Here is a 12,145-nt window from a genome sequence, read left to right as displayed (position 1 = left end):
ACGGATCAGACCGCCGGGAACACGGTCAGCGGGCGGCCAGTGCCTGCTCGCCGGCCTGTCGCATGGCCGCCAGCGGCGCGGGCGTACGGCCCGTCATCTGCTCGACCTGGAGGACCGCCTGGTGCACCAGGAGATCGAGACCTCCGACGACTGCACCGCCATGGGCCGCCCAGGCGGCTGCAAGTCCGGTCGGCCACGGCTCGTACAGCACGTCGAAAAGCGTGCCGGGAGCCTTCGGGACCGATCCCGTCAGCGCGTCCGTGGCCCCGGCCGGAGTGGTCGCGATGACCAGCGGGGCCCGCAGTGCCTGCTCGGCCTCCGCCCAGTCGGCGATGCGGACGTCGACGCCGAGCCGTTCGCCCCAGCCGCGCATCTGGTCACCGCGCTCCCGGCTGCGGACGTAGGCCGTGACCGTTCCCGTGCAGATCTCGGAGAGGGCGGCGAGGGCGGAGGAGGCGGTGGCTCCGGCGCCGAGGACGGCCGCGGACTCCGTCTTCTCGACGCCCCGCTCGCGCAGGGCGGCGATCATGCCGGGGATGTCGGTGTTGTCACCGACCCGCCGGCCGTCCGCGGTGAGGACGACGGTGTTGACGGCCTCGACCGAGGAGGCGGTCTCGCTGATCTCGTCCAGCAGGGGGATGACCGCCCGCTTGAGCGGCATGGTCAGCGAGAGCCCGGCCCAGGAGGAGTCCAGCCCCTCGACGAACCCGGGCAGCGCGGCCTCGTCGGTCTCGAAGCGGTCGTAGGACCAGTCGTCGAGGCCGAGTGCGGCGTACGCGGCCCGGTGCAGGACCGGGGAGAGCGAGTGGGCGATGGGCGAGCCGAGGACGGCCGCCCGGTGCGGGCCGGTCACTCTCCCGCCCCTCCCTTCTGGTACTTCGCACGGTTGCGCTCGTGCTCGGCGTTGGTCACCGCGAACAGGGTCTTGTCCTCGGTCACCGACACGAAGTAGTACCAGGGCCCCGGGGTGGGCTTGATGGCCGACTGGAGTGCGGCGTCACCGGGGTTGTTGATCGGGCCGGGCGGCAGACCGTGGATGTAGTACGTGTTGTACGGGTGCTTGAACTCCCGCAGGCTGGAGACCGCACCCGTGTCGAGCGTGCTCTGCTTCTTCGCGTAGTTGACGGTGGAGTCGAAGTCGAGCAGACCGTTCGTCTCGGTGTTGTTGGGCTTCAGCCGGTTGTAGACGACGCGCGAGACCTTGTCGAAGTCGTGCTTGTACTTGCCCTCGGCCTGGACGAGGCTGGCGACCGTGATCAGCTGCCACGGACTCTGCAGCTTGAGCCTCTTGGCATTGGCCTCCAGGTCGGCCTTGTCGTACTCCTCGTTGGCGCGCGAGACCATCTTCTTCAGGACGGCCTCCGGCTTCATTCCCTTGGTGACCGGGTAGGCGGCCGGGTAGAGGAACCCTTCCAGGGGATCGAGGACGTCCCGGTGGCCGTCGGCCCAGTCGGGCAGTCCGAGGTTGCCCGACTCCTTCTTGGCGACCTCACCCGTCGTGCCCTTCTTCACGCCCAGCTTCTTGTCGATCGAGGCGTAGACGGTCCGGTTGGGGGTGCCCTCCGGAATGATCAGCAGGTTCTGGCTCTTCGGGTCGATCATCATCTTCAAGGCCTCGGCCGCGGACATCTTCTCGTGCAGGAGATAGACGCCGGCCTGGATCGACTTCCCCTTGGGGTTCTCGTTCTGCGCGGAGACGAAGGCGTCGACACTCTTGACCACACCCTGCTTCTTCAGGATGTTGCCGATGTCGTACCCGTACGAGCCCTTGGGAATCTCGATCTCGACGGACCCCGAGCCGCTGCCCGCGTAGTCCTCCGCCGGACCGAATTTGTCCTGGTAGAACGAGTAGCCCAAGTAGCCCGCTCCGCCCAGGCCGCCGACCAGGACGAGGGAGACGACCAGGCAGGCGCAGCCGCTGCGGCCCTTCTTCTTGCCCTTGCCCCGGCGTTCGTCCCCGCCTCCGCGGCGGGACTCGCGGGGGTCGTCGTCGTAGTCGTCGTCCTTGGCGTCGCCGTCGTCCACGCCCGTGAAGAAGGGGTGGGTCTCCTCCGGCTGGACCTCGGGGTCCCAGTCGGGGTTCTGCGCAGGCTCCTGTTCGGGTGCCTGCGCAGGCTCCTGTTCGGGTGCCTGTTCGGGCGCGGCCTGGCGACGGCCGGGGGGCTGGGGAGGCGGGTAGGCCTCAGGGGTGCCGTAGTAGTCGTGAGTCTCGCCGTAGCCGTACGTGGCGGCGGGCTGGCCCTCGTACGGCATCGCGGCCGCCTGCTGGCCGGTGTCCCAGCCGCCGTTGTAAGGAGGCTGCTGACCGTACGGGTCCTGCTGGGCACCGTACGGCTGCTGCTGCTGGTACTGCTGCTGGGCGTAAGGGTCCTGCTGCTGCGCGTAGGGGTCCTGCGGCTGCTGCTGGTGTTGCTGCTGCTGCGCGTAGGGATCCTGGTGCTGCTGCTGCGCGTAAGGATCCTGCGACTGGTGCTGCTGAGCGTACGGGTCCTGCGGCTGCTGCTGGGCGGCGTACGGGTCCTGCGGCTGCTGGGCGGCGTACGGGTCCTGCGGGTAAGGCTGCTGCTGGCCGCCGTACTGGCTCTGGCCGTGGGCAGGCTGCTGGCCTCCCCATCCCTGGTCCCCGTACAAGGGGTCCTCGGGATGCCACGGTTCGGAGCCGGGGCCCCGGCCATACTCAGTCATCGATCCCCTTGAGCCGCGAGACGACGTTCCGTCTCTTTGCTGTGCGATGTTTGTTCGAACACCGCCGCATCGCGCGGAACGTTACCGTATCGCGATCAGACAACCACTTCGACGCCCTCTCCCGGAGGATTGCCCGAGGCCCGTTCGGACTCCAGAGCGTTCTGAAGGATCACCACAGCGGCAGCCTGATCGATGACGGATCGGCCTTTTTTGGACTTCACGCCCGAGGCGCGCAGGCCCTGACTTGCCGTCACTGTGGTCATCCTCTCGTCCACCAATCGCACCGGAATGGGTGCAACCGCGCGGGCGAACACATCGGCGAAGGCGCGGACCTTGACCGCGGCCGGCCCTTCTCCACCGCCGAGGGACCGGGGCAGCCCGACGATGACCTCGATCGGCTCGTACTCCGAGACGATCTGGCCGAGCCGCCGGTGGGCGGCCGGGACATCGCGTCCCGGCACGGTCTCCACCGGCGTGGCGAGGATCCCGTCGGGGTCGCACGAGGCGACCCCGATCCGGGCGTCCCCGACGTCGATCGCCAGCCGGCGACCGCGGCGCATCGTCATGTCCGGCGTCACGCCGTCTCGGCGACGAGGCGTTCGACAGCGGCGACGGCGTCGCCGATGGCGTCCGTGTTCGTGCCGCCGCCCTGGGCGACGTCCGGCTTGCCGCCGCCTCCGCCGCCGAGCGTCTTGGCGGCGGTGCGGACCAGGTCACCGGCCTTGAGACCGCGCTCGCGGGCGGCCTCGTTGGTGGCGATGACGGTCAGCGGACGGCCGTTGGCCGTGGTGAACAGGGCCACGACGGCCGGGCGGCCGCCCTGGATGCGTCCGCGCACGTCGAGGACCAGCCTGCGCAGGTCGTCGGCCGAGGTGCCGTCCGGCACCTGACCGGTGACCAGGGCGACGCCCCGTACGTCCTTCGCGGACTCGACCAGTCCGGCGGCGGCCTGGAGGACCTTCTCCGCGCGGAACTTCTCGATCTCCTTCTCGGCGTCCTTCAGCTTGCCGAGCATTCCGGCGATCTTCTCCGGGAGCTCCTCGGAACGGCCCTTGACCAGCTCCTGGAGCTGGGCGACGACCGTGTGCTCCCTGGCGAGGAAGTTGTACGCGTCGACGCCGACGAGGGCCTCGATGCGGCGCACACCGGAGCCGATGGACGACTCGCCGAGCAGCTTGACCAGGCCGAGCTGGGCGGTGTTGTGGACGTGCGTACCGCCGCACAGCTCCTTGGAGAAGTCGCCGATGGTGACGACCCGGACCCGCTCGCCGTACTTCTCGCCGAACTCGGCGATGGCACCCTGCTTCTTGGCCTCGTCGATGGACATGACCTCGGCCTGGACGTCGAGCTCGCGGGAGAGCACGGTGTTGATCTTCTGCTCGACGTCGGTGAGGACCGTGCCGGGTACGGCGGCGGGCGAACCGAAGTCGAAGCGGAAGCGGCCCGGGGAGTTCTCCGAACCGGCCTGGGCGGCCGTCGGGCCCAGCGCGTCGCGCAGCGCCTGGTGCGTGAGGTGGGTGGCGCTGTGGGCGCGGGCGATGGCGCGACGGCGGGTGTTGTCGATGGAGGCGAGGGCGGCGGCACCGACCGTCACCTCGCCGACCTGGACGACGCCCTTGTGGACGTGGACGCCGGGAACCGGCTTCTGGACGTCGCGGACCTCGATCACCGCACCGGTGTCGAGCCGGATCCGCCCGGTGTCGGCGAGCTGGCCGCCGCCCTCGGCGTAGAACGGGGTGCGGTCCAGGACGACCTCGACCTCGTCGCCCTCGGAGGCGGCGGGCGAGGGCACACCGTCGACGAGGAGGCCGACGATCGTCGACTCGCCCTCGGTCGTGGTGTAGCCGGTGAACTCGGTGGCGCCGGAGTTGTCGGCGACCTCGCGGTAGGCGGACAGGTCGGCGTGACCGGTCTTCTTCGCCCGGGCATCGGCCTTGGCCTTGTCCCGCTGCTCCTGCATGAGGCGGCGGAACCCGTCCTCGTCCACGGACAGGCCCTGTTCGGCGGCCATCTCCAGGGTGAGGTCGATCGGGAAGCCCCAGGTGTCGTGGAGCAGGAACGCCTTGTCGCCGGCGATGACCCGGCCGCCGGCGGCCCTGGTCTCGGTGACGGCGGTCTCAAGGATGTTGGTGCCGCCCTTGAGGGCCTTGAGGAAGGCGGCTTCCTCGGCGAGGGCGACGGTCTCGATGCGCTTGCGGTCGGTGATCAGCTCGGGGTACTGCAGGCCCATGACGCTGATCACGACGTCGACCAGCTCGCGGACGACCGAACCGGTGGCGCCCATCAGCCGCATGTTGCGGATGGCGCGGCGCATGATGCGGCGCAGCACGTAGCCGCGGCCCTCGTTGCCGGGGGTGACGCCGTCACCGATGAGCATGACGGAGGTACGGATGTGGTCGGCGACCACGCGGAGCGAGACGTCCGTGCCCTGGGCGGCGCCGTAGTGCACACCTGTGAGCTCGGTGGCCTTGTCCATGACGACGCGCAGGGTGTCGGTCTCGTACATGTTCTGCACGCCCTGCAGGATCATCGCGAGGCGTTCGAGGCCGAGGCCGGTGTCGATGTTCTTGGAGGGCAGGTCACCGAGGATCGGGAAGTCGTCCTTGCCGTCGCCGGCGCCGCGCTCGTACTGCATGAAGACCAGGTTCCAGATCTCCACGTACCGTTCGTCGTTGACGGCCGGGCCGCCCTCGACCCCGAACTCGGGACCGCGGTCGTAGTTGATCTCGGAACAGGGGCCGCAGGGGCCGGGAACGCCCATGGACCAGAAGTTGTCCTTCTTGCCCAGGCGCTGAATGCGCTCGGCCGGCACGCCGATCTTGTCGCGCCAGATCTGCTCGGCCTCATCGTCGTCCAGATAGACCGTGATCCACAGACGCTCGGGGTCGAGGCCGAAGCCGCCGTCCGCCACGGAGCCGGTGAGCAGCTCCCAGGCGTACTCGATGGCGCCTTCCTTGAAGTAGTCACCGAAGGAGAAGTTCCCGCACATCTGGAAGAAGGTGCCGTGCCGGGTGGTCTTGCCGACCTCTTCGATGTCCGGTGTACGGACGCACTTCTGCACACTGGTGACGCGCGGGGCGGGCGGCTTGACCTCGCCGAGGAAGTACGGCTTGAAGGGCACCATGCCGGCCGGGACCAGCAGCAGAGTCGGGTCGTCCGCGATGAGCGACGCCGAAGGGACGACGGTGTGACCGCGCTCCTCGTAGAAGCTCAGCCAGCGGCGACGAATTTCAGCCGACTCCATCAGTGGTCCTCATTCCGGTTGTACGAGTTGTAGGGAAGCTTGCGGTATCTGGCGGTCGTCTTGCGCCCGTCGGGCTCGGCCGCCTCCACCGCGAAGTGGCGCTGCACGGGGAGGTCAGGGTCGACCGGGGCTTCGAGGCCCAGCGCCTCGCCCAGTTCGGCCTCGCGTCTGACCATGCCCTCGCGGACGTCCAGGGCGAAGTCCTTGAGCTTGTGACCGGCCACGACCGCCTTGTCGGCGGCCTGCGCCGCAAGGCTCTCGGGGGTCAGCTGCTTGATCTTCCGGTTGACCTTGGCGGTGGCCCAGACTCCGGCGGCTGCGCCGGCGGTGAACCAGAACGTACGGCGGAACATCGCTGCGTCAGTCCTTCGATCCGCGGGAATTTCTGCCGTTGCGCTTCTTGCCACGCGCGGACGGCACGGTCCGGCCGACGATCACCGATCGCCCGGAACGCGCTTCCGGTTCGGGAGCGGTCCTGCGGCCGATGGCCTGCCGGACCCCGTAGCCGAACGCCGCGACCTTGACCAGCGGGCCGCCGAAGGCCGAGGCGACGGTGGTGGAGAGCGCGGACGCGTTGGAGGTGACCTCCTGGACGTCCGTCGCGATCGCGTCGACCTTGTCGAGCTGGCTCTGCGCGGAACGTACGGTCGCGGAGGCGTCGGCGAGCAGCGGGACGGCCTGTTCGGTCACGTCCGCCACGAGTCTGGTGGTCGCCCTGAGCGTCTGGGCGAGCCTCACCAGCACGACGGCGAGGAACGACACCAGGATCGCCCAGAAGACGGCCACCAGGATCCCGGCCACCTCACCACCGGACACAGTGCACCGCTCTCTCTGGCTTGTCGTCTGTCTCTCTTGTTTCTCTGCTCGTTCGGCGACGGCCTTGGCAGCAGCCGGTTCACCGCCTCCGAGCCTATCGCGCCGGGCTCACGCCCCGTACCGCATTACCGTTGGGCACGGCGGGAGTTACCGCGACAAGATTGTACGGAGCGCTTTCGGGCCAGTACTCTGCGTGTTTCATGCGACGCTCTCAGCGCCCCTTCCCCTCCTCCGACGATCCGGGTCCGCCGTCCACCGTCCACGGCGGACCCGCGCGCGGCCTTCCGGGAAATCTCCCGGCGGAACTGAACAGGTTCGTGGGACGTGACGACGAGTTGGCCGACCTCGACGGGCTCTTGGAGGGGTCCCGGCTCGTCACCGTCGTAGGGGTGGGCGGGGTCGGCAAGACCCGGCTGGCCACCAGGGCGGCAGCCCTACTGGAGAAACGGTACTGCGACGGGGTCTGGCTGGTGGAGCTGTCCGCCGTCCACGATCCGGGACTGCTGGAGCACGCGCTCGTCGACGCGCTGGGCCTCACCGATCACACCAACAGGCCGCCCCGCACGACACTCCTCGAACACTGCGCCGGACGCCGGCTCCTCCTGGTGATCGATGGATTCGAACATCTCGTTGACTCCTGTGCGGAGTTGGTACGGGATCTGCTGCGCCGGGCGCCGCGGCTGCGGGTGCTGGCGGCGGGCCGGCTGCCGCTGGAACTCGACGGCGAGGCCACCTACCGGCTCGCGACCATGACCGACGAGGACGCGCTCCGGCTCTTCGCGGAGCGGGCCGTCGCGGTGCAGCCGGAGTTCCGGCTGACCGAGCACAACCGGGGCGCGGCCCGGGAGCTCTGCCGGCGGCTGGACGGGATTCCGCTCGCGCTGGAGCTGGCGGCCGGGCGGCTGCGGGCACTGTCGACCGAGCAGGTGCTGGAGCGGCTGGACGACCGCTTCCGGCTGCTGACCGGCGGCAGTCGCAGCGCACTGGCCCGGCATCAGACGCTCCGCACGGCCATCGGCTGGAGCCATGAACTGTGCGCCCCGGAACAGCGGCTGCTGTGGTCGCGGCTCTCGGTCTTCGCCGGGCAGTTCGATCTGGAGGCGGTCGAGTACATCTGCAGCGGCTCCGATCTGCCGGCCGACTCGGTGCTCGATGTGCTCTCCGGGCTGCTGGCGCAGTCCATCGTGCTGCGGGAGGACTCGCCGTCCGGCACCCGCTACCGGCTGCTGGACACGGTGCGCGAGTACGGCGCCGAGTGGCTGGCGGCCACGGGTGAGACGGAGCGCCTGCGCCGTCTCCACCGCGACTGGTTCCTGGGGCTGGCGACCTGGTGCGAGCTGGACTGGTTCAGCCCGCGGCAGCGCGAGGTGGCGGCCCGGGCGGAGAGCGAACTGCCGAATCTGCGGCGGGCCATGGAGTGTTCGCTGGAGCGCCCGGAGGAGGCGCATCTCGCCCAGTACCTGGCGGGCACGCTCTGGTTCCTGTGGGTCGGCTGCGGGCGGCTCTCGGAGGGGCGGCACTGGCTGGACCATGTGCTGGAGGAGGAAACCCCGTACGACTCCTCGCGGCTGAAGGCGCTGTGGGTGCTCGGCTATGTCGCGGTGCTGCAGGGAGACCCGGTGGGTGCCATCGCGGCGCTGACCGAGTGCCGGGAGGAAGCGGATCTGACGGGTGACGCCACGGCCTCGGCGTACGCGTTGCACCGCACCGGCTGCCTGGCCCTCGTCACGGACGACACGGCGCGCGCCCAGGAACTGCTGCACGAGGCGCTCGGCCGCTACCGGGAGCTCGGGGAGCTGAACAGCAATGTGCTGATGGCTCAGGTCGAACTGGCGATGTCGGTCGGCTTCCGGGGCGAGCTGGACCGTGCGGTCACGATCTGCGAAGAGGTCCGGGAGATCTGCGAGGACCACGGGGAGCGGTGGGCCCTCAGCTACGCGTTGTTCGTGCTGGCCTTCGCCGCGCTGGAGCGGGGCGGACCGGTCCGGGCGCGGGAGCTTCTCGGCGAGTCGCTGTCCATCAGCCACGCCTTCCACGACCTGCTCGGCAAGGTGCTCTCGCTGGAGCTGCTGGCGCTCGTCACGGTGGTCGAGGGCGACGCGGACGAGGCGGCACTGTTGCAGGGGGCCGCCGAACAGATCTGGCCGTCGGTGGGACTGCCGCTGTTCGGTTCGGCGCACTACGGGGCACCGCGGGCCCGGTGCGAGGAACTGGCCCGCCATGAGCTGGGCGAGGAGCGGTACGCGTCACAGCGGCGCGCCGGCGCAGCGCTGGGCGCCGACACGGTGGTGGCCAGAGCGCTGGCGGGCCGTCCCGGTCAGCGGCAGACCGACGCGGATACCGGCGCACCGGAGGCGCCGGGCCCGCAGCCCGCAGCCCGCAGCCGGGAGGACGCGAAAGCCCGCCGCCTCCCCGGCTTCGGGAAGGGGCGGGCCTGAGCGCTGGTGAAGAGCGGCTACGCCTGGATCAGCGGGCGTAGTACTCGACGACGAGCTGCTCGTCGCAGATCACGGGGATTTCCTTGCGGTTCGGGTCCCGGTCAAGGCGGAAGGCCAGGGCCTTCAGGTTCACCTGCAGGTAGCGCGGGGTCTCACCGTCGGTGTCGTAACCACCCTCGCGGGCAACCTGGAAGGGGTGCTTGTCGCGGCTGCGCTCGCGGACCATCACGATGTTGTCGGGACGGACACGGAAGGACGGCTTGTCGACCTTGTGGCCGTCGACCTCGATGTGACCGTGCACGACCATCTGGCGGGCCTGGTAGATCGTCCTGGCGATGCCCGAACGCAGAACCAGAGCGTCGAGACGGCGCTCGAGCTCGACGACGAGCGCCTCGCCCGTCTTGCCCTCGGCCTTCTTGGCGCGGTCGTAGGCACGCGCCATCTGGCGCTCGCTGATGTCGTACTGGGCGCGCAGACGCTGCTTCTCGAGCAGACGGACCTTGTAGTCCGAGTTCTGCTTGCGGCCGCGACCGTGCTCGCCCGGCGGGTAGGGGCGCGCCTCGAAGTACTTGACGGCCTTCGGCGTCAGCGCAATGCCGAGCGCGCGGCTCTTCTTGACCTTGGGACGCGACTGATTAGGCACGTTCTCCAGACCTCCGTTGTAGGTTAGGTTAGGCTCACCTTACTCAAGGAGATCGCATGTCTCGCCCTGGGAACACCACACACGTCACGGACAGCACTGACAGCGTCGACGCCTCTCAGGGCGTCGATACGACGGAGGACCGATCAGATCGTGGTCAGCCGCGTCCCAGCGGGCTTGAAAACACTCGGATGCCGTCAGCAGCCGAGCGCACACGAACTCTCGTACAGAGTACCTGCTCCGCGGTACTGCTCGTACCCGGGCTCGACTCCGCGGGATCGGACCAGCTGGTGCCGCTGTCGCGCGGTGTGGGTCCGGACGGGGACCTCTTCCTGGAGTTCCCCGCCGACTCCCCGGCCGTACGGGCCGCGACGCACGCCCAGGACGACGAGCTGACGGCCGTGCTGGAGATCACCGACGTCGCCCCGGTCTCCGTACCGCACCGCATCCGCGGCCGGGCCCGGGTCTTCGGCTGGCTCACCTGCGTACCCGGCATGGCGGGCCCCGGCCGGATGCTGCTGCGGCTGGAGACGGGCGAGGCGTACGTCGATGACCTGTGGGGTGCGGAGAGTGTCGAGCCGGAGGACTTCCGGGACGCGTCCGCCGACCCGCTCGTCTGCCACGAGGCCGAGCTGCTGCAGCATCTGCACGCGGCGCACGGGGAACAGCTGGGGACGCTGTGCGGGCTGCTCGGCGAGCACGCCGAGGCCGGCTGCTCGGCGCACCGGCCGGCCGTCGTGCCGCTCGCGCTGGACCGTCTCGGACTGCGGGTACGTCTGTGCGAGCAGGACGGCAGGTGCTTCGACGCACGCTTCGAGTTCCCCGAGCCGGTGCGCGGTGTGACCGAGTTGCGTCGCGCCATGCACACGCTCTTCGAAGCGGCCGCGCACTGAGGCCCCCGGGGACCCCGCCTATGTCCCGGACGGGCTCGGGTCGCCGTCGGCGTCCGTGCGGCCGAGCCGCTCGCGGACCCGGTCCGCCACGTCCGCGTACCGCGCCTCGGCGCCGTACCGGGTGGGCTGGTAGTAGCGCTTGTCACGCACGGCGTCCGGGGCGTACTGCTGGGCTGCGATGCCGCCGGGGACGTCATGCGGGTACACATAGCCCTGCGCGTGACCCAGCTTGGCGGCTCCCTTGTAGTGGCCGTCGCGCAGATGGGCCGGGACGGGGCCGGCCAGGCCCTTGCGCACATCGTCCTGGGCGGCGGAGATCGCCATCGTCGCCGCATTGGACTTGGGGGCGAGGGCCAGGGCGATCGTGGCGTGGCTGAGGGTGAGCGCCGCCTCCGGGAAGCCGATCATCGCGACGGCCTGGGCAGCGGCGACCGCGATGGGCAGCGCCGTGGGGTCGGCGAGACCGATGTCCTCGCTGGCCGAGATCATCAGCCGCCGGGCGATGAACCGGGGGTCCTCCCCCGCCTCGATCATCCGGGCCAGGTAGTGCAGCGCGGCATCGACGTCCGAGCCGCGGATCGACTTGATCAGCGCACTCGCCACGTCGTAGTGCTGGTCGCCGTCCCGGTCGTACTTCACCGCCGCGCGGTCGACGGTCTCCTCCAGGGTCAGGAGGGTGATCTCCTTCTCCTGCTTGGACAGCGCCGCACCTGCCGCCGCCTCCAGCGCCGTCAGGGCGCGGCGTGCGTCGCCGCCCGCGATGCGCAGCAGATGCTCCTCGGCGTCCTCGGGCAGCGTCACCGCGCCGCCGAGTCCGCGCTCGTCGGTCAGGGCCCGGTGCAGCAGAGCGCGCAGGTCGTCGTCGGTCAACGACTCCAGCGTCAGCAGCAGTGAGCGCGAGAGCAGCGGGGAGATGATCGAGAAGTACGGATTCTCGGTGGTGGCCGCGATCAGCGTCACCCAGCGGTTCTCCACGGCCGGGAGCAGCGAATCCTGCTGCGCCTTGGAGAAGCGGTGGATCTCGTCCAGGAAGAGGACGGTCTCCTTGCCGTAGCCACCGGTGGCGCGGCGGGCGCCCTCGATGACCGCCCGCACTTCCTTGACGCCCGCGGTGATCGCGGAGAGCTCGACGAAGCGCTTGTTGGTGGCCTTGCTGACCACGTACGCCAGGGTCGTCTTCCCGATGCCGGGCGGACCCCAGAGGATGACCGACGAGGGGCCCGCCGGCCCCCCGCTCCCCTCGCCGACGAGGCGGCGCAGCGGCGAGCCCGGCTTGAGCAGATGCTGCTGGCCGACGACCTCGTCGAGGGTGCGCGGACGCATCCGGACAGCGAGGGGGCTGCTGGACGGGTCCTTCTCCTGGCGGTCTTCGGCTGCTGCGGTAAAGAGGTCGGGCTCCACGTCTCGAAGCCTATGTCACCGCACTGAC

The 12,145-nt window shown here is 69.9% G+C and carries 9 protein-coding genes and 1 pseudogene; 2 read left to right on the top strand and 8 right to left on the bottom strand.

What is annotated here, in order from left to right; all coding sequences use genetic code 11:
* Window positions 1-25: 25 nt before the first annotated feature.
* The 6 genes from OG322_RS32185 to OG322_RS32160 all read right to left on the bottom strand — a co-directional run bounded on the left by OG322_RS32185 (window position 26) and on the right by OG322_RS32160 (window position 6,730).
* The gene (locus OG322_RS32185) at window positions 26-853 is read right to left on the bottom strand and encodes a shikimate dehydrogenase (protein ID WP_123468374.1); all 828 of its coding nucleotides are present in this window, start codon (window positions 851-853) and stop codon (window positions 26-28) included.
* Window positions 850-2,685 carry an endolytic transglycosylase MltG gene (gene mltG, locus OG322_RS32180; RefSeq protein WP_329307322.1) on the bottom strand — a complete coding sequence of 612 codons (1,836 nt, stop codon included), beginning with the start codon at window positions 2,683-2,685 and terminating at the stop codon, window positions 850-852. Before mltG ends, OG322_RS32185 begins: the two co-directional genes overlap by 4 nt.
* A gap of 95 nt (window positions 2,686-2,780) precedes the next feature.
* Window positions 2,781-3,245: a Holliday junction resolvase RuvX gene (gene ruvX, locus OG322_RS32175; RefSeq protein ID WP_372446656.1), complete on the bottom strand. Its 465-nt coding sequence runs from the start codon at window positions 3,243-3,245 to the stop codon at window positions 2,781-2,783.
* Between the two features lie 14 nt (window positions 3,246-3,259).
* On the bottom strand, window positions 3,260-5,929 hold the full coding sequence (alaS, locus tag OG322_RS32170) for an alanine--tRNA ligase (protein WP_329307321.1): 2,670 nt from the start codon (window positions 5,927-5,929) through the stop codon (window positions 3,260-3,262).
* Window positions 5,929-6,282, bottom strand: a complete 354-nt coding sequence (locus OG322_RS32165) for a DUF6167 family protein (protein ID WP_329307320.1) — start codon at window positions 6,280-6,282, stop codon at window positions 5,929-5,931. Before OG322_RS32165 ends, alaS begins: the two co-directional genes overlap by 1 nt.
* Window positions 6,283-6,289: 7 nt before the next feature.
* A complete protein-coding gene (locus tag OG322_RS32160) occupies window positions 6,290-6,730 on the bottom strand; it encodes a DUF948 domain-containing protein (protein ID WP_329307319.1) in 441 nt (146 codons plus the stop codon).
* A gap of 215 nt (window positions 6,731-6,945) precedes the next feature.
* On the opposite strand from OG322_RS32160, the pseudogene OG322_RS32155 reads away from it, so the two are divergent.
* Window positions 6,946-9,193: pseudogene (locus OG322_RS32155) on the top strand (ATP-binding protein).
* A gap of 18 nt (window positions 9,194-9,211) precedes the next feature.
* On the opposite strand, the gene rpsD reads toward OG322_RS32155, so the two are convergent.
* Complete coding sequence (gene rpsD / locus OG322_RS32150; RefSeq protein ID WP_123468384.1) at window positions 9,212-9,826, bottom strand: 30S ribosomal protein S4; 615 nt, start codon at window positions 9,824-9,826, stop codon at window positions 9,212-9,214.
* Between the two features lie 188 nt (window positions 9,827-10,014).
* Between rpsD and OG322_RS32145 the strand changes: the two genes are divergently transcribed.
* Complete coding sequence (locus tag OG322_RS32145; RefSeq protein WP_124286545.1) at window positions 10,015-10,716, top strand: DUF2470 domain-containing protein; 702 nt, start codon at window positions 10,015-10,017, stop codon at window positions 10,714-10,716.
* Window positions 10,717-10,734: 18 nt separating this feature from the next.
* On the opposite strand, the gene OG322_RS32140 is transcribed toward OG322_RS32145, so the two are convergent.
* A complete protein-coding gene (locus tag OG322_RS32140) occupies window positions 10,735-12,117 on the bottom strand; it encodes a replication-associated recombination protein A (RefSeq protein WP_123468387.1) in 1,383 nt (460 codons plus the stop codon).
* Between the last annotated feature and the right edge of the window lie 28 nt (window positions 12,118-12,145).

It is taken from the genome of Streptomyces sp. NBC_01260, assembly GCF_036226405.1.
In the GTDB taxonomy this organism is placed as follows: Bacteria; Actinomycetota; Actinomycetes; order Streptomycetales; family Streptomycetaceae; genus Streptomyces; species Streptomyces laculatispora.
The sequence above is the reverse complement of the archived record's forward strand: the minus strand, read 5'-3'. Positions and strand labels throughout refer to the sequence as shown.